Source organism: Amycolatopsis sp. BJA-103 (assembly GCF_002849735.1).
Lineage (GTDB): Bacteria > Actinomycetota > Actinomycetes > Mycobacteriales > Pseudonocardiaceae > Amycolatopsis.
On record NZ_CP017780.1, the window covers coordinates 1,864,103 to 1,881,940 of the forward strand.

Annotated in this window: 13 protein-coding genes; 6 read left to right on the forward strand and 7 right to left on the reverse strand. The window is 69.9% G+C overall.

The genetic code is table 11. The features are described from left to right. Positions 1 to 176 precede the first annotated feature (176 nt). From BKN51_RS08350 to BKN51_RS08375, 6 genes are all read left to right on the forward strand, one after another. Complete coding sequence (locus tag BKN51_RS08350; RefSeq protein ID WP_101607074.1) at positions 177 to 1,127, forward strand: ornithine carbamoyltransferase; 951 nt, start codon at positions 177 to 179, stop codon at positions 1,125 to 1,127. Continuing rightward, on the forward strand, positions 1,120 to 3,417 hold the full coding sequence (locus tag BKN51_RS08355; RefSeq protein ID WP_101613114.1) for a lantibiotic dehydratase: 2,298 nt from the start codon (positions 1,120 to 1,122) through the stop codon (positions 3,415 to 3,417). Before BKN51_RS08350 ends, BKN51_RS08355 begins: the two co-directional genes overlap by 8 nt. Next, positions 3,414 to 4,343 carry a threonine ammonia-lyase gene (locus tag BKN51_RS08360; RefSeq protein ID WP_101607075.1) on the forward strand — a complete coding sequence of 310 codons (930 nt, stop codon included), beginning with the start codon at positions 3,414 to 3,416 and terminating at the stop codon, positions 4,341 to 4,343. The genes BKN51_RS08355 and BKN51_RS08360 overlap by 4 nt, the downstream gene beginning before the upstream one ends. 20 nt (positions 4,344 to 4,363) lie before the next feature. Continuing rightward, on the forward strand, positions 4,364 to 6,604 hold the full coding sequence (locus tag BKN51_RS08365; protein WP_101607076.1) for a lantibiotic dehydratase: 2,241 nt from the start codon (positions 4,364 to 4,366) through the stop codon (positions 6,602 to 6,604). A gap of 60 nt (positions 6,605 to 6,664) precedes the next feature. Further along, the gene (gene sbnB / locus BKN51_RS08370; RefSeq protein WP_101607077.1) at positions 6,665 to 7,663 is read left to right on the forward strand and encodes a 2,3-diaminopropionate biosynthesis protein SbnB; all 999 of its coding nucleotides are present in this window, start codon (positions 6,665 to 6,667) and stop codon (positions 7,661 to 7,663) included. 141 nt (positions 7,664 to 7,804) lie between these two features. Then, on the forward strand, positions 7,805 to 8,437 hold the full coding sequence (locus BKN51_RS08375) for a hypothetical protein (RefSeq protein ID WP_146044423.1): 633 nt from the start codon (positions 7,805 to 7,807) through the stop codon (positions 8,435 to 8,437). Between the two features lie 518 nt (positions 8,438 to 8,955). Here BKN51_RS08375 and BKN51_RS08380 read toward each other — a convergent pair. The 7 genes from BKN51_RS08380 to BKN51_RS08410 are packed head-to-tail and all read right to left on the reverse strand — an operon-like array spanning position 8,956 to position 17,827. Further along, entirely contained in the window at positions 8,956 to 10,254 is a 1,299-nt protein-coding gene (locus BKN51_RS08380) for an MFS transporter (protein ID WP_199193113.1), read from the reverse strand. After that, the gene (locus tag BKN51_RS08385) at positions 10,251 to 11,045 is read right to left on the reverse strand and encodes a thioesterase II family protein (protein ID WP_101607079.1); all 795 of its coding nucleotides are present in this window, start codon (positions 11,043 to 11,045) and stop codon (positions 10,251 to 10,253) included. The genes BKN51_RS08380 and BKN51_RS08385 overlap by 4 nt, the downstream gene beginning before the upstream one ends. Before the next feature lie 30 nt (positions 11,046 to 11,075). Further along, entirely contained in the window at positions 11,076 to 12,374 is a 1,299-nt protein-coding gene (locus BKN51_RS08390; protein WP_101607080.1) for a cytochrome P450, read from the reverse strand. After that, entirely contained in the window at positions 12,371 to 14,185 is a 1,815-nt protein-coding gene (locus BKN51_RS08395) for a non-ribosomal peptide synthetase (protein ID WP_233224190.1), read from the reverse strand. The genes BKN51_RS08390 and BKN51_RS08395 overlap by 4 nt, the downstream gene beginning before the upstream one ends. Then, a complete protein-coding gene (locus BKN51_RS08400) occupies positions 14,182 to 14,898 on the reverse strand; it encodes a hypothetical protein (protein ID WP_199193111.1) in 717 nt (238 codons plus the stop codon). Before BKN51_RS08400 ends, BKN51_RS08395 begins: the two co-directional genes overlap by 4 nt. After that, positions 14,898 to 16,259, reverse strand: coding sequence for a serine hydroxymethyltransferase (glyA, locus tag BKN51_RS08405; protein ID WP_101607082.1), 1,362 nt, complete (start codon positions 16,257 to 16,259; stop codon positions 14,898 to 14,900). The genes BKN51_RS08400 and glyA overlap by 1 nt, the downstream gene beginning before the upstream one ends. Beyond that, positions 16,256 to 17,827: a condensation domain-containing protein gene (locus BKN51_RS08410; protein WP_102906636.1), complete on the reverse strand. Its 1,572-nt coding sequence runs from the start codon at positions 17,825 to 17,827 to the stop codon at positions 16,256 to 16,258. Before BKN51_RS08410 ends, glyA begins: the two co-directional genes overlap by 4 nt. Positions 17,828 to 17,838 lie beyond the last annotated feature (11 nt).

The following is a 17,838-nucleotide window of genomic DNA, read 5'->3' on the forward strand; positions in this document are numbered from 1 at the left end:
GAGAACTTTTACTGTGCTGTTTTTCGCACTTGGCGTGAATTTCACCGTTGTCACGGAACTGTTCGTAGAAGCAGGGACAAACGCGCAACCGGTGCCCGCACCGATCCTGCCGCTCTTTCCCTGCCGTCCCATCACCCCCGGCAGCAGGCTGTGGCGAGCACACTTCGGAGGTAGCCATGGCCGACCCGGCACGCCGCCACCTGATCTCACTCGAGGACCTCGACGACGCCGACCTGCACTGGATCGTCGGCCGCGGGATCGAGCACACGCTCGGCCGCCGAACAGACGAGCGCCCGTTGCGAGATTTGGTCGCGGGTATTTTGTTCCGCAAAACCTCGACCAGGACGCGGACTTCGTTCTCCGCCGGAGCCCTCCGGCTCGGCGCCCGGCTGATCACCTACGGTCCCGGCGACCTTCAGGAGAACACCGGTGAGACCATCGAGGACACCGCCGCCGTGCTGTCGGGCATGCTCGATCTGCTCGTGGTGCGGACGGCCGGAGGCGAGGCCGAGCTTCGCGCGTACGCGGTGAACCGGCGGATGGCCGTGATCAACGCGATGTGCGCGGAGGAACATCCCACCCAGGCACTCGCCGACCTCACCACGCTCACCCAGCGGTTCGGCCGGGTCGAAGGCCTGCGCGTGCTCTACGTCGGCGAGGGCAACAACACCGCGTCGGCGTTGGCGCTGGCGCTGTCCCGGTACGCCGGCACGAAGCTGTATCTGCGGACGCCGCCGGACTACGGCCTCGATCAACGGTTCCTGGACCGGGCCGCGGTCCACGCCAGGCGCAGCGGCGCGCTGGTGGAGGAGCGGCACGACATGACCGCCCTGCCGACGGTCGACGTGGTCTATACCACGCGATGGCAGACCACGGGAACGGTCAAACACACCGAGGACTGGCGCGAGGTGTTCGCCCCGTTCCAGGTGGACGCCAAGGTGATGGCCGAGACCGGCGCCGAGGTGTTCCTGCACGACCTGCCCGCGCACCGCGGCGAAGAGGTCACCGCGGAGGTCCTCGACGGACCCGCGAGCCTCGCGTTCCAGCAGGCGGAGAACAAGTACCACAGTGCGCGCGCCGTCCTCGAATGGTGCGGAACCGGTGGAGATCCGGTGGGCCGTGGCTGACGAAGTCCTGCTGTCGGGCGGCGAATGGCGGTTGTGGAACGAGTTCGCCTTGCGTGGCCCCGGATTCCCCGCCTCCGGGGTGCTGCGGCTGGCGCCGCTCGGGCTCGCCGAGGCGGCGGACAAGTTCGCCGGTGGCGCCGGGCTCACCGGTCCCGAGTGGCTCGCGTTCGAGGAGCTGTTCGCGGACGCGATGGTGAACAACGTCAAGGAACTGCAGGAGATCGCCGCGCAACCGGCCTTCCAGGCCGCGGTGGCCTGGCAGAACCCGGCCCTGCTGCAACGGGGTATCGGCTTGTTCCTCGGCTGGGATCCTTCGGCGGAGGGACGCACCAGCAAGCGGCGTGAACGCGAGGAGCTGGTCGCGCACTACTGGCAACGGTTCTGCGTGAAGAACGACACGATCGGCTTCTTCGGCCCGGTGGGATGGGGCAAGTGGGACGAGACGGTGGACGGCGTCGTCGTCGAGCCGGGTTCCGGTCTGGTCGCCGAGTCGAACATCTACTTCTCGAGCTGGGCCGTCGACGCGGTCGCCCGCACCGTCGGCACCGATCCGCGGCTGCGGGCCTGGATCGCGCCGCGCCGGGTGTCCTTCGTCCGGATCGCCGGGGACCAGGCGGGGATGCCCGGGCGGCCTCCGCAACGGCTCGAGCCGCTCGAACGGGAGATTCTCTCGCGCTGCGACGGTGTCCGACGTCCGGCGGAGCTCGCGGCGGACCTCGGGGCGACCGAAGACGCGGTCGTGTCCCTCTTGGACGACCTGGTGCGGCGACGGCTGATCGTGTGGCGGCTGGAGGTGCCGACCTGCGCGTATCCCGAACGCTACCTGCGGACCGTACTGGAGCGGGTTTCGGATCCCGGCCTGCGGCAGGACGCGCTGGCCAAGGTGGCGGTACTCGAACGCGGCCGGGACCGGATCCAGGCGGCCGGTGTCGACGCCAACGCTCTCTCGGCGGCGTTCTCCGAGCTGGAAACCGAGTTCGAGGAGCTGACCCAGGTCGCGGCGCAACGCGCCAAGGGCACGCGGACCGCACCGTGCCGGGCGCTCATCTACGCAGACTGCCGCCGGTCCGCCACGGTCCGGATCGGCGCCGCGATCCGCGACGAGCTGACCCCGCTGGGCCTGTGCCTCACCGCCGCCCGCTGGCTGACCGGCCGGTTCGGAGAGGCCGTCGGGCGCCGCGTCCGGGAGGCCTACGAGCGCCTGCGCGACCGGCACGGCAGCGTGGATCTCGCGTCGTTGTGGATGGAGTGCCTGCCCGCCCCGCACGGCGGGTCGATCGCCGACATCGACCGGATCCAGACCGAGCTGAGAGAGCGCTGGGCGCGGATCCTGAACGTCCCCGAGGACGCCCGGCGCGTCCGTCTGTCCAGTGTGGACATCGCTGACCGGGTGCGGGAGGAGTTCGGGGAAACCGGCCCTGGCTGGCCGCAGTCCCGGTACGTCAGCCCGGACGTGATGGTCGTCGCCGACGACGCCGACGCGGTGGCACGCGGGGATTTCGAGCTGGTCCTCGGCGAACTGCACGTCGCGATGAACACCGCCAGCACGTCCCTGTGGGTGATGCAGCATCCGGACGCCGGACGGCTGCTCGCCGAGACCGCGACCGACTTCCCGGGCCCGCGCCTGTTGCCGATGCTGCCCAAGGAACAGCCGCCGCGGTGGTCGGCGCGCAGCCGGATCTCCCTGGACCGGCCCGAGGACTACTACGTGGCCCTGGTGGACCACACGGTCGATCCGGAACGGGGCAGGACGGTGCTCAGTGCCGACGTCCTGGTCGAAGAACGGGGCGACCGGCTGGTGGCCGTGCTGCCCGACAGCGCGGAGTTCGACCTGCTGGACGTGTTCAGCAACGCGATGACCAACCGGGTCATGGACCGGTTCTCCCTGCGGCCGCTCGCGGGCCACTCGCCCCGGGTGACGGTGGACCGGCTGGTGGTGGCGCGCGAGTCGTGGTCGATCCCGGTGGAGGAGATGGACTTCGTTTCGGAGAAGTCCGAGGCACGGAGGTTCGTGCTGGGCCGTCGGTGGCGGGAGTCGTTGGGATTGCCGCGTTTCGTTTTCGTCGTCTCGCCAGGGGAGCCTCGTCCGTTCTATGTGGACTTCGACGCGCCGGTGTACGTCAACATCTTCGCGAAGGCTGTTCGACGGTTGGCACGGCAGGATCCGGGCGGCCGGCTGGTGATCACGGAAATGCTGCCGTCGCCGGAGCAGGTGTGGCTGACCGACGACGTGGGGAACCGCTACACCTCCGAACTACGCTTCGTCGCGGTCGACCAGTCCGCCCGATGATCGTCAGAGCGCCCCGGCTCGGCGCCGCCGACGTACTGGCGGCGGCGCGGCGGACCGAGGGCCGGATCCGACGTACCCCGTTGCTGCCGCTGGACGGCCTGCCGCACATCCTGCTCAAGGCCGAGCATCTGCAGCTGGGCGGCTCGTTCAAGACCCGTGGCGCGGCGAACGCCATGCTCGACCTGGCCGCCACCCACGTCGTGACCGGCTCGTCGGGCAACCACGGGATCGCGGTCGCGCGGCTCGGCGCGGAACTGGGCGTGGGGGTGACGGTCGTCGTCGCGGGGGGAGCGCGGGCCGACAAGGCGGCCGCCATCGGCAGGCTCGGTGCCCAGGTGGTCGAAGTTCCCGGCGGGGTGGCCCAACGGGATCAGCACGCGCGAGATCTCGCCGACCGCACCGGTGCGGTGTTCGTGCCGTCCTCGGACCACGGGCTGGTGGTCGCCGGCGCGGGCACCGTGGGGCTGGAGGTCTTCGAGGCGATACCGGACCTCGACGCGATCTTCGTGCCGACCGGCGGAGGCGGTCTGCTGGCCGGTGTGTGCCTGGCCGCCGAGGGAACGCGCGGGACACCGCGGATCATCGGGGTGGAGCCGGTGGCGGCGCGGCGTTACGCCCGTTCGCTGGCGGCCGGATGCCCGGTCGAGGTGCCGCCGTCCGACACGGTGGCCGACGGGCTGCGTGGCCAGCGGCCGGGCGCGATCCCGTTCCCGATCATCCGGCGCCGGGTCGACGAGATGATCGAGGTCACCGACGAGGCGATCCTGGCGGCGATGGACCTGTTGCACCGCAACGGCGTCGAGGCGGAACCGAGCGGGAGTGTCGCCCTCGCCGGAGCTTTGCGGACCGGGTTCACCGGCCGGGCCGTCGCCATCGTGTCCGGTGGGAACACGCCGAGGCGCTTCCGCGCCGTTGATCCCCGATAGCCGCGAGGAGCGTTGCCGACATGGTGTGGTTGAGCGGAAAGTGGCGGCTGTGGGACCAGTTCGCGGTCCGTGGCGCGGGTTTCCCCGCCGCGGGTGTGCTGCGGCTGGCGCCGGAAGGACTGGCGACCGCCGCGGACCAGTTCGACGCGGGCGCGCGGCTGTCCGGCCCGGCGTGGGACGTGTTCGACAAGCAGTTCGCCGCCTCGGCCGTGGAAACAGCCGTGGAACTCCAGGCGATCGCGTCCGCGCCGGGATTCCGGGACGCGGTCGAGTGGCAGAATTCGACGATCTGGCGAACCGGTGTCGAGTCCTTCCTGGCCTGGGAGCCGTCGGTGGCGGGCCGCACCAGCAAACCGAGGCAGCGCGAGGAGCTGGTGGCGCAGTACTGGCAACGGTTCTGCGTGAAGAACGACACGATCGGCTTCTTCGGCCCGGTGGGATGGGGCCGGTGGGACGAGTCTGTCGAGGGCGTCGCCGTCGAGCCGGGCTCCGGGTTGATCACGGCTTCGAACGTCTACTTCGCCAGCTGGGCGATCGACGCGGTGGCCCAGGCGATCAGCGCCGATCCGCGATCGCGGAACTGGGTGGCGCCGCGCCGGGTGCCGTTCGTGCGGATTTCCGGTGGCCTGGCACACCTCCCCGGCCGGCCACCGCAGGAGATCCCGCCGGGGCTCGGCCGGGTGCTCGACCACTGTGACGGAGTCCGGACCGCACAGGCGATCCAGGAGGACCTAGGCCCCGCAGTGGCCTCCTCGCTGGAGGAGTTGGTACTCCGCCGATGGGTCGTCTGGCGGCTGGACATCCCGGCGGGCGCGCACCCCGAGCGGCATCTGCGAACTTGGCTGGAGTCCGCCGGAGACACCGAGTTCCGGGAGCACTGGCTCGCCCGGCTGGACGAGCTGGAGCGCGGTCGCGACCGGGTCGGGGCGGCGGCGTCCGCTGAGCTGCCGGACGAATTGGGCGCGCTGGAGACCGTCTTCACGACCTTGACCGGCGCGGCGGCCACCCGCGCCAAAGGCACCAACACCGCACCCTGCCGTGGTCTGGTCTACTCCGACACCGTCCGGGCGGCGCGGTCCCGGCTCGGCACCGGGACCCTGGCCGACCTCGCCCCCCTCGACCTGCTGATGACCAGCGCGACCTGGCTGACCTCCCGGCTCGCCGACACGGTGCTGAGTCACGCGCGTCGGGTCCACACAGGACTCGCGGCCGCCGGACCGGTCGACCTCGCCGCGTTCTGGTTCGCGTGCATGCCGATCCTGCACGGTTCGGCGGTGGCCGAGGCCACGGCGCTCCGTCTCGAGCTGGCCACACGGTGGGCGAGAATCCTCGACGTCCCCGATGGTGCCCGCCGAGTCCGTGTGTCCAGTGTGGACATCGCGGAACGGGTGCGGGACGAGTTCGGCGAGCCGTCTCCCGGCTGGGGCATGGCCCGCTACCTCAGCCCGGATGTGTTCGTCGTCCCCGGCGACGGCGGCGGGCTGGTGCTCGGCGAGCTGCACGTCGCGTCGAACACTCTCGGCGCCTCGTTGTTCGTCAACCAGCATCCGGCGCGCGGCGAACTGCTCGCCGAGACCACGGCCGACTTCCCCGGCCCGCGCCTGCTCCCGATGCTGCCCAAGGAACACAGATCCCGGCTGTCCGCCCGGATTCGCTATTCGCTCGACCGGCCGAAGGACTACTACGTCGCCCTCGTGGACCACACGGCCGACCCGAAACGCGGGCGGACGGTGCTGAGCGCCGACGTCCGGGTGGAGGAACGGGGCGACCGGCTGGTGGCGGTGTTGCCCGACAGCACGGAGTTCGACGTGCTCGACGTGTTTGGGCACGTGCTGACCACACTGGCGATGGACCTGTTCCGGATCATGCCGGACGCGGACCACACGCCTCGGGTGACAGTGGACCGGCTGGTGGTGGCGCGGGAGTCGTGGTCGATCCCGGTGGAGGAACTGGGTTTCACCGCGGAGAAGTCGGAGTCGCGGCGGTTCGTGCTGGGTCGCCGGTGGCGGGAGTCGTTGGGGTTGCCACGGTTTGTGTTCGTGGTGTCACCGGGAGAGCCGCGTCCGTTCTATGTGGACTTCGACGCTCCGGTGTATGTGAACGTCTTCGCGAAGGCTGTTCGGCGATTGGCGCGCCAGGATCCGGGCGGCCGGTTGGCGATCACGGAGATGTTGCCGTCACCGGAGCAGGTGTGGCTGACCGACGACGCGGGTTCCCGCTACACCGCCGAACTGCGTTTCGTCGCCGTCCACAACGGATAGCCGGTTTGTCTGCGTGTTCTTCCCTCCGCAAGGCGATCGCCGTCCGCCAGGCTTGGCGGCATGCTGATCCTGTCCCATGGCGACGTTCGGCGGATCCTCGACGGCGCGGAGCACGACGTGCTGGCCGCGGTGCGCTCCGCGTACGTCCTGCACGCCCAAGGCCGGACGGCCGTGCCACACTCGGTGTTCCTGCGATTCCCCGGCGACGAGCGCAACCGGATCATCGCGCTGCCCGCCTACCTGGACTCGCCCGAGGCCGCGGTCGCCGGAGTCAAATGGGTGTCGTCGTTCCCCGGCAACGTGAACTCCGCGCTGGACCGGGCGTCGGCGGCCATCATCCTCAACTCGATGCGGACCGGCCATCCCGAGGTGTTCCTCGAGGGAGCGACCATCTCGGCGCGGCGCACCGCGGCGAGCGCGGCGGTCGCCGCCGCGACCCTCGGCACCGGCGGTTCCGGGGTCACCCTCATCGGCTGCGGCGTGATCAACTTCGAGGTCCTGGCGTTCCTGCGGGCCGTGGACGCCGGACTGGACTCGGTCACCCTGTTCGACCTCGACCAGGATCGGGCCGCCGCCTTCGCGGTCAAGTGCGCCACCCGGTGGCCCGAGGTGAAGATCGACGTCGCCACCAGGGTCGAGGACGCCCTCGCCGCACACCCGTTGGTGTCCCTGGCGACCAGCGCGACGGTCCCGCATCTGGACGGTTCGCACTGCCGGCCGGGAACGCTGATCCTGCACCTCTCCCTGCGCGACCTCACGCCGGAGACGATCCTGTCCGGCGTCAACATCGTCGACGACGCCGACCACGTCTGCCGGGCCGCGACGTCGCCGCACCTCGCGGAGCAGCAGGTCGGCCACCGCGACTTCATCGCCCACTCGCTCGGGGAGTTGCTCCTCGCGGGCGGCGAATACCAGCGAAGCACAGACGCCCTCACGGTCTTCTCGCCGTTCGGGCTCGGCGTACTGGACCTCGCCGTCGCGGACCTCGTCCACCGGCGTGCGCGGGAGCTCGGCCTGGGTGTCCGTGTTCCGGACTTCCTGGGCAACGTGTCCGGCTGAAGTACGTGAAGGCACACCCCTCGGAAGCGGTAGCAGAACCGCCAGGCGGTCAATGCGTCAATTGACACAAGCCCCGCCGGAACTTCTTGCTAGTCATGAATCATGAGAACGCGATCAGCTGTGCATCGGACCGTGCTGGCGGTGGATGTACAGGGATTCGGTGACCGGTGGCGGGCCACACCGCAACAGCTCGCGGTGCGGAAGGGCATGTACCGCGCGCTGGAGAACGCCTTCAACGCCACGGGTATTTCGTGGGCCGAGTGTCACCGCGAGGACCGCGGTGACGGTCTCATGGTGATGGCTCCTTCACGGGCGCCCAAATCACTGTTCGTGGAGCTGTTCCCGCACGCGGTGGCCGCGGAGTTGCGTGCGCACAACGCGACGCGACCGGTGGAGCAGCAGATCCGGCTGCGCCTCGCGTTGCATGCCGGGGAGGTGGTCTTCGACGCACACGGGGTCGCCGGTGCGGCGGTCGATCTGACGTTCCGGCTGCTGGACGCGCCCGTGCTGAAGCAAGCGTTGGCGGAGTCGCCGGGTGTGCTGGCGATGGTCACGTCGGGGTGGTTCTTCGAAGAGGTCGTGCGCAACAGCCCGGTCGCGGATCCGGCGGCCTACAGCCGGGTACGAGTGGCGGTGAAGGGGACCACGACGATCGCGTGGATCAGCCGTCCGGACCGTCCTTATCCCGGTGATCACGAATCCGGCGCGACGGTCACGATGACCGCGACCTCGTCGGACAGCGGCAGGGTTTACCAGGCCGCGCGGGACCAGTAGTCACCGAGGACTGCACCAGAGCCGGGCCTTCACGGACTTCGTGATGCCCAGCGTCTATGTCGCGAAAGCCACTTTCGGGACATCAGACGTCCCGAAAGTGGCTTTCGAGACACCGGAATGGCTGGCGCGGATTCTCACGACGGCCCGGATCAGCGAGCCCTAAAGTCTCGTGAGTGGTAAAGACGGTTAGAGCGGACCGGTATTTGCCTACCTACGCGTGACCAGGGCGAAGATGGTGTGCGGTAGTCGAGGGGGTCGCTCCGGTCTTGGTACTTGATCGACGGAGGATCGGGGACACTCAACGTCCCCGATCCTCCGTCGATCAAGACCGTGCCACCCCGCACCTCGCGGACGGCAGCCGAGTGGGGAGGATTTGGGACGTTGAACGTCTCAAATCCTCCCCACTCGCCCACAACGGCATCCAGAACAAGCTCTACAAGCCACCGAGATGACATCAGGATCCAGTGGGCAGGCAAATACAGGTCCACCAGAACCGCCCTTACCACTCACGAGGCAGGTCAGGCAGAGCTCCGCGGCGACGTCTTCTCCGTATCGGTGGCCTGCGCGGTGGTCGGCATTTCGACCGGCACCGCAACCGCCGTCTCGGGCGCGGACCGCAACGGCATCCGCCGGACGTCCGGCAGGGCGAGCAGCGCGACGTTGAACCCGCCCACCAGCACGGCGGCGAAGATCAGGACGGTCGATTCGCTGGTCATCATCGCCACCGGCGCGGCGAGGGCGAGACCCAGTGGACGGGCTGCGAAGGACAGGAGCGCGTCGTAGGAATCGGCCCTGGCCAGGGTTTGCGGCGGGAACTGCTGTTGCATCACCGTCTGCCAGAGCGTGTTCAGGATGCCCAGGCCGAGCATCGCCACGAAGTAGGCCGCGGCGTTCAGCCACACCGGGCCGGGGATGGCGAAAGCGGCCAGTGGCAGGGCGAACACCGCGCCACCCAGTGAGGTCGCGATCAGTGGCCGGGCGATCGGCAGGCGCGGCGCCAGGAACGAGCCGATGATCATGCCCACCATGCCGCACTGGTAGATGATCACCCACGAGATCTCGCCGCCCAGTACGCGGATGGCGATCAGCGGCCCGAGTGTCATGAAGATGCCGGCCGTGAGGTTCGAAACGCCGTGCCCGAGCAGGTTCGTCCAGAACCACCGGCGCTTGCGGACCTCGGTCCAGCCCTCGACCAGGTCGCGGACGAACGTGGCTTCCTTGCTCCTGGCGGGCCGGGCGGCGGTGCGGAGTCCGCCGAGCAGCGCGCCGCCCGCGAAGAACACGGCCGCGATGACGACGAACAGCCAGCCCGCGCCCACGGTCACGATCAGGAGGCCCACCACGCCGGGGCCCACCACGAGTGCCAGCCCTCTGGCCATGCCGAGCTGCCCGTTGACGCGCAGGCGGTCGCGTTCCGGCACGGTCGCGATGACCAGCGGCGACATCGTCGGCGTGCCGATGGCGATGGCGGCGCCCGCGATGGCCGAGAGGATGGCCAGGTGCAGGATCTGCATCGAGCCGAGGAGCAGTTCGACACCGATGGCCAGTTGCACCAGGCCGCGCACCACGTCGGCGGCGAACGCGAGCCGCTGCGGGCGCAGGCGGTCGGCGATCACCCCGCCGATCGGCAGCAGGAGCAACTGGGGGATCAGCTCGCAAGCGAGGACGACACCGACTGCGGTACCGGAATCGGTGGCTTCGATGATCGCCAGGATCAGCGCGGTCGGGATCATCGCGGTGCCGAGCAACGACAGCGAACGGCCGACGAGGAGACGGCGGATCGTGGCGGGAACGGCGGTGGTGACGGGAGTGCTCACGCGATCCCTCCCGCCGTGGCGACGACGCGGCGGCCTGCGACGGCTTCGGCCATCCCGGTGCCCAGCTCGTCCACCAGCGCCGGTGGCGCGTGGAGGAACGCGTGATGCTCGCCCTCCAGCACCACCTGCCGGAACCGGCCGGGCTCCGCGTACTCGGCCCAGCCGGTGCTCTGCTCCGGCCGGATCTCGACGTCGTCGCTCCAGCCGATCGCGTGGATCGTCGACGGCAGTTTCACCGGGGTCTCCAGGTGGTAGGCCTTGTTCGCATCAACATCCTTGCGCAGCACTCGCAACCCCATCGCGATCATGTCAGGACTGGCGTTTCCGCCGAGCTGCCCCACGAACGCGGTGAGTTCGGTGGCGAGTTCGGCGTTGGTCAATTCGAGGAACCGGCCGAACGGGCCGTCGTGCGGGGAGACCTGGGACGAGAGGAACAACCGGTCCGGCGTGGGCAGGCCACGTTCCCACAGATGCAGGGCCAGCGCGAAACCAGGTAGGGCGCCGCCGCAGTGCCCGAAGAAGCCGAACGGGCGATCGAAATACGGCAGCAGCTGGTCCGCCAGCTGCCCGGCCAGCTCCTCATAGGTGCCGTAGTGCGGTTCCTTGATGCGGTTCTCCCGTCCGGGTGGCTGCACGAAACAGATTTCGGCGGGACCGGCGAACGCGGGCCAGCGGTTGTACATCGAAGCGCCGACGCCCGAATAGGGGAAACAGAACAGGCGAGCGGCCGAATCGGCTCGGGGTTTGCGCAACAGGACGCGTTGCGGCTTGGCTGGATTCGGGGAAGACATGACCACCTCGGAATGAGAGCGAAGGGAGGATCACCGGGTTGCTGGAATCGGCCCGTCGGCCGCGATCGCTTCCTCCAGTTCTTCTTCGGCGCCTTGACGCAACCGGGCGGAGACGCGCATGTCCTTGATGCCCGCGACGAAATTGGACGTGAGGTGTTCGACCGGCGTGTCTAGCCGGAACTCCGCGACCTTCCCGACGATCTCCTCGAACAGCAGGCGCAGCGCGATCCGCGCGAGGGGAGCGCCGATGCAGTAGTGCGGTCCGAAACCGAAGGCGACGTGCCGGTTGGGGGAGCGGGCGACGTCGAAACGGAACGGGTCGGCGAACACCTCTTCGTCCCGGTTGGCCGAGCCGAGCCACGCCACGACGGCGTCACCGCGCCGCAGTTCCACGCCCCGGATCTCCGTGGGCTGCACGACATAGCGCATGAAGTGGTTCGCCGGTGACGACCAGCGCAGCCCTTCTTCCACGGCACTGGTCACCAGCCTGGGGTCGTCGGCCACCCGCCGGTACTCCTCGGGGTGCTCGATGAGGGCCAGCACCGTTCCCGCGACCGCGTGCGGCGTGGTGACGTTCGCGCCGAGCAGCAGGCTGTAGCAGTTGTAGACGATCTCGTCGTGCCGGAAGGCGCGGCCGCCGACGCTCATCCGCATCAGCGCGCCCACGAGGTCGTCACCCGGTTCGCCAGCCCGGCGCCGGACCTCGCCCGAGAAGTACGAGAACAGTTCGTGGTGCGCCGAAGCCAGCGTGCCGCCGCCCTTGCCCTGGCGGAATTCCGGGTCGTCCGGGGCGACCGCCATCGTGGTCAGGCGGGTGAGCCGCGGCCAGTCGGCTTCGGGGAGCCCCATCAGTGTCCCGGTGAACGCCATCGGGAAGTCGGCGGCGGAGCGGGCGAGGTTCCACGAACCCGTCGCGAGCGGCGCGATCATGCGATTGACGACCCGCCGGACCTTCGGGACCATCGGCCGCAGGGCCCGTGCCGAAAGCATGTCCATCATCGGCCGCCGCATCGACGTGTGCACGGGCGGATCGCTGGCCGCCATCATCTTGCCGCCCGCCGGATCGCGGCCACCCAGGATCGACAGCAGGGTGCCCCGGTTCGACGTGAAGCGGGTGTGGTCGCGCAGGACGTCGTTGACGTCGTGGTACTTGGTGACCGACCAGAACGAGCGGCCGTCGGGCAGCACCTGACGGTGCACCGGTGAGTGCAGGCGCATCGCGGTCCAGACCGGATGCGGATCACCGGACCCGTAGAGCGTCGGCGCGTGGAGGTCCGCCTCGTCGATCTCGTGCGGGGCCACCGCCGTGTCGTCGGCGCTGATCTTCATCGGGGCTCCTTCTCGATCGAGGTTTCACCGTCGATCAGAGCGGCGAGTTCCGCCACGGACGGGTTCTCGTAGAACGCGTAGGTGGGCACGTCGACGTCGTGGGCTTCGCTGATCTCCGTGGTCAGGCGGACCGCCACCAGCGAGTGCCCGCCCGCCTCGAAGAAGTCGTCGTCGACGCCGATCCGGTCGATCTGGAGCAGATCCGCCCAGAGCTCGGCGAGCCACGCCTCCAAGGGGGTTCCCGGCGCGCGGTAGTCGGTGCTCAGATCTCCGCGTTCCGGAAGCGGCAGACCGGCGAGGGCGTCGCGGTCGACCTTCCCGTTCGCGGTCAGCGGGAGTTCGTCCAGCCGGACGAACCGGCCGGGGACCAGGTACGGCGGCAGGGTTTCCCCGAGATGGGCGCGCAGCCCGGCGGTGATGATCGTGTCGTCGCAGGCGTAGTACGCGACCAGACTGTGCCCGGTGCCCGACGGCAGCGCGAGGACGGCGGCGTCGTACACCTCCGGGTGGGTCCGCAACGCGGCCTCGATTTCGGCGGGCTCCACCCGGAAACCGCGGATCTTGACCTGCCGGTCGTTGCGGCCCGCGAACTCGATTTGCCCGTCGGGCAGACGGCGGCCGAGGTCGCCGGTCGCGTACATGCGATCGCCGGGGACACCGGAGAAGGGATCGGGCAGGAATCGGTCCGCGGTGGCGGCGGGCGCGCCGAGGTAGCCGTGCGCGAGACCGAGGCCGGCGGCGAAGATCTGGCCCAGTTCCCCGTCCGGGACCGGGGCGCCCTGCTCGTCGAGCAGGTACACCCTCGTCCCGGTGATGGCGTGGCCGATCGGGACACTGCGCGCGCCCACCGGCCGGTCGAGGACCGCGCAGCAGGTGAACGTCGTGTTCTCGGTCGGGCCGTAACCGTTGAGCACGGTGGTGGAAGGCAGCGCCTCGATGGCTTTGTCCACATGGGACGGTGAGAGGACGTCGCCACCCGCGATCAGGATCCGCAGTCCGGTCAGGTCCCGCGACCCCGCTTCGATCACCTGGTGGAACAGTCCCGCGGTCAGCCACAGGACGGTGACCTTCTCCTCGCGGACGAGCGCGGTCACGTCGGTGGGACGCAGTTCTCCCGCCGGTGCGACGACGAGCCTGCCGCCGTTGAGCAGCGCTCCCCAGAATTCGAGGGTCGACGCGTCGAACGCGGCCGGCGCGAGCTGGAGGAAGACGTCTTCCGGACCGACCGGCAGGAAGCGCGCGCCGAGGACGAGCCGGAGAACGGCGCGATGCGGGACGACCACGCCCTTCGGCGTGCCGGTCGAGCCCGACGTGTACGCGATGTAGGCGGTGTCTTCCCCTCCGACGTCGATCGCTTCCGTCGCGTCGACGTGTTCGGCGCGGGCCGTCAGTTCGGCCAGCGTCGTCCACGAACTTCCCGGCGCCGCAACGGGTTCTTCCGTGATCACGATCCTGGGGCCCGCGTCCCGCAGGATCGTGTCGCGCCGGGAGTCCGGGGTGTGCGGATCGAGGACGAGGTAGGCGGCGCCCGCTTTCAGGACCGCCAGCAGCAGGACCACGAGGTCCGCCGAACGCGGCAGGACGATGCCGACGGCATCCCCCGGTACGACACCGGCCGCACGCAGTGCGGTCGCGAGCTTCGCCGACGACTGGTCGAGTGCGCCGTAGCTCAGGACCCTGGCACCATCGGTGACAGCGACGGCTCCCGGGTTCTTCCTGGCCTGCTGTCCGAACGCGTCGACGACGGACCGCGCGGGCGCGGCGTCGAGGGTGCGTTCCTCCATGGTGGATGTGGTGGACACTGTGGTCATCCCTTCTCTTCCCGCTTGCCGGAATCCAGCGCGATCCAGACCGAGGCCGCTTTGGCCAGCAGTCCGCCCGTTTCGTCGTAGAGCGCGGTGCCGACGTTGGCCGTGCGGCCGTGCCGCCGCCGGAGCCTGCCGACGATCACATGGGTGCGCCCGGGGAGCGGTCTCCTGTGGACGATCGCGCTCATCCGGCCGAGCACCATCGGTTCCCGGACCGGGTCGCCGGTCCAGCCGCCGGGGCAGTCGAGCACGCTCCACACCAGGGCGATGGGTACTTCGCCGTCGTCGTCCGCTTCGGGGGTCCAGGTGCACGCCACGAGATCGCGGCCGCCGACCTTGCCGGGGGTCACCGGGAAGCCGCCGGACGGCGCGCGTTCGACGCCGCAGACGAAGCAGGTGGGGAACGGATGTCCTTGCCAGCCTTCGAAAGCCGATTCCGCCTGCTTCGCCTCCGTCACCGTGACGGGTTCGACTTCCTCGACCTTCCCGGCTTCGGGGCCGATGGTCGCGATCAGCCGTTCTCCGTGCCACACCTGGGTGCGCCGGGCTCCCGCCCGGACCTCGAGATCGGTCTGGAGGGGCGGCGGCGTGTGCAGGGTGACCGCGGGCGGGGTCGCCTCCGGGAACGAGGCCAGCCCGGCGAACACGCCGCACGCGTACCCGCCGTTCGCGCTGTGCGCGGGCCCGTTGTAGGCGCCGCCGATCCGGACGTCCATCAGGACTGTCCCCAGTGGACCTGCCGGAGCGGGAACTCCGCGCAGAGATCGCGGACGGCGGCACCGACTTCGGCGCGGACCGCTTCGTCGAGATGCCAGATCCGGTCGCCGTCGGGACGGACGGCCGACAGCACGCGGTCGACCAGCCCGGCACAGCGGATCACCGCGTCGTCGGTCAGGCCCCGGGCGGCCAGGATGTTCGTGCCGAACCGCAGACCGCTCGTCACCAGCGGACCGTGCGGGTCGCCGTCGATCACGTTCTTGTTCGCGACGATGCCGCACGACTCCAGCGCCTGTTCGGCGATCACCCCGGTCAGCCCGGCCTGGCCGACGTCGACCAGCACCAGGTGGTTGTCGGTGCCGCCGGTGAGCACCTCGTACCCGGCCCCCATCAGCTCGACGGCCAGCGCGTCGGCACTGGTCCTGATGCGCTGGGCGAGCGCGCGGAATTCGGGCGTGAGCACCAGATCGAGCGCGCGGGCCTTGGCCGCGATCGAATCGAACGCGGGCGTGCCCTGGAAGTAGGGGAAGACGGCGTTGCGCATGACGTCGGCGAGCGGCCGGCCGCGCCGGGCCGCGACCGGCGCGTCCGCGTCCTTGCCGAGCAGGATCAGACCGCCGCGGGGACCGTAGAGCTGCTTGTACGTACTGGTGGTGGTGACGTGGGCGTGGTCGACGGGGCTCGGGTGCAGTCCCGCCGCGATCAGCCCGGCCACATGCGAGATGTCCGCGAGCAGATACGCGCCGACCTCGTCGGCGATCGCCCGGAACCGGGCGTAGTCGATGGTCCGGGGATAGGAGCTGGCCCCGCACACGATCACCCGCGGCCGGTGCTCCCGCGCCAGGGTGGCGACCTGGTCGTAGTCGATCAGGCCGGCGCGGTCGGTGCCGTAGGAGACGGAGGTGAAGTACCGGCCGGTGACCGACGCGGACGCGCCGTGCGTCAGATGCCCGCCGGCGTTGAGGGCCATGCCCAGGACGACATCGCCGGGGGAGAGCAGGCTGAACAGGACGATCTGGTTGGCGTTGCTGCCCGAATGCGGCTGCACGTTGGCGTACCGGGCGTGGAAGACCCGCTGCGCGCGATCGATGGCCAGCTGTTCGATCTCGTCGACGATCGCGCTCCCGGCGTGGAACCGCGCCCCCGGATAGCCCTCCGCGGTCGTGTTCCCGAGCACGGATCCCGCGGCCGCGAGCACCGACGGATCCGCCACGCTGGCGGCCGCGATCATGGCGAGGGTGCCGTCCTGGCGGACGCGTTCGCGTTCGATCAGGCCGAACAGCTCCGGATCGGCGCGGTGGTGGCCGTGCGGGTCGTCGGCGGCCCGGTCGGCGAAGTCCGCGATGTTCGCGAGGGTCATGCTTTGCTCCTGTCGAAGGCAGCGCCCGGCAGAGACACCGAGTCAGCGGGAGAACCGGCGAGCCGGTCCGCCGCGGTGAGCAGGTCGTCGCGCAGCCGGTCCAGGGCGTCGTTGCCGTGCCGGGTGAGATCCACGGTGATTTCGCAGTGGACGCCGCCGGCGCGTGGCTCGTTCAGCGTCTCGATGCGGATCGGGAATTCGGCCCGTTCCCGCATGTCCTCCTCCGGGCGCAGCAGACCGGCTTCGAGCAGGCCGTCGCGCGCGTGGAAGTGGACGTAGTTGAAGGCCGAGTCGAACGGACGGCGGCCGAGCAGCTTGCGTACCTCGGAATCCGGGAAGCGCCGGTACGGGAGCAGCGTGTTCTCGGCGGCCAGCGCCGAATCCGCGGCCTCCCGCCAGGTGCCGTCCGTGACCGGCAGGCGCAACGGGAGATAGTTGAGGAACAGCCCGATGGTCAGGTCCGCGCCGGTCACCTCCGGCCTGCCGCTGACCGGTATCCCGATCACCGGCGCCGGGTTCCCGGTGAGGGACGCGACCGCGGCGGCGTGGGTCACCAGCATCAGTGATTTCAGGGGCACTCCCCACGACGCCGAACGTTTCGACAGCGCCGCGGTGAGGTCGGACGGCAGGACGAAACCGATCTTGCGGAAGTCGGGGGTGGCCGACGGCGGTTCCGCGCCCAGATGCGGCCGTAGGCCTTCGAAGTAGGCCCGCGCGTCCGTGTCGCGCAGCGCGGCGCGCTCGAGCCGGACGTAGTCCTCGGCGGGGGCGGGCTTGCCCAGATCCACGCTGCCGCCGTCGAGCAGGGCGGCGTACACGCGGACCACTTCACTGACGAACAGCGATTCGCTCCAGCCGTCCATGATCGCGTGGTGGAACGCGTGGGAAAACCGGAAAGAACGGTCGTCGAGCGCGGCGGCATGCACGCGGATCAGTGGTGCCGTCTCCGGATCGAACGGTTGCCCCAGTGACGCCATGACCTGCTCGTGCCGGTCGGCGACGGCGTCCTCCGCCAGGCCCCGGTGGTCGGCGACCTCGAGCGGGATCGTGGCCTGCTTTTCGACCACCTGCATCGCTTCGCTGAACGACACCAGGTCGAATCCGGAGCGCAGCGCGGGATGGCGTGCCGACACGGTGGCGAGTGCCTTCGCGAGGGTTTCCTCGACGAGCGGGCGGTCGACCACCCGCGACACCACCTCGTGGTAGAGCTCTCCGCCGCTGAGCAGGGATTCGTAGATCAGGCCGAGCTGGAGCCGGGTGGCCGGGTGGACCCGCTCCGCGCTCGCCGGGGCGAGAGCCAGGTCTTCGGGGGAGAGCAACTCGGCCGTGTCGTCCTCAGGTTCGGCACCCAGCGCCGAACACATCCCGCGCACGGTCGGGTTCCGGAACAGGTCGACCAGGGTGAGGTGCATCCCCCGCTCGGCCGCCGCCCCGATGACCTTCAGCGCGAGCAGGGAATCACCGCCGAGGGCGAAGAAGTCCGCGTCGCCGTCGACCCGCTCGATACCGAGCACGTCCCGCCAGATCTCGGCCAGCGCGTCCTCGGCGTGGCCGGTGGTGTCAGTCATCGTCTTCTCGC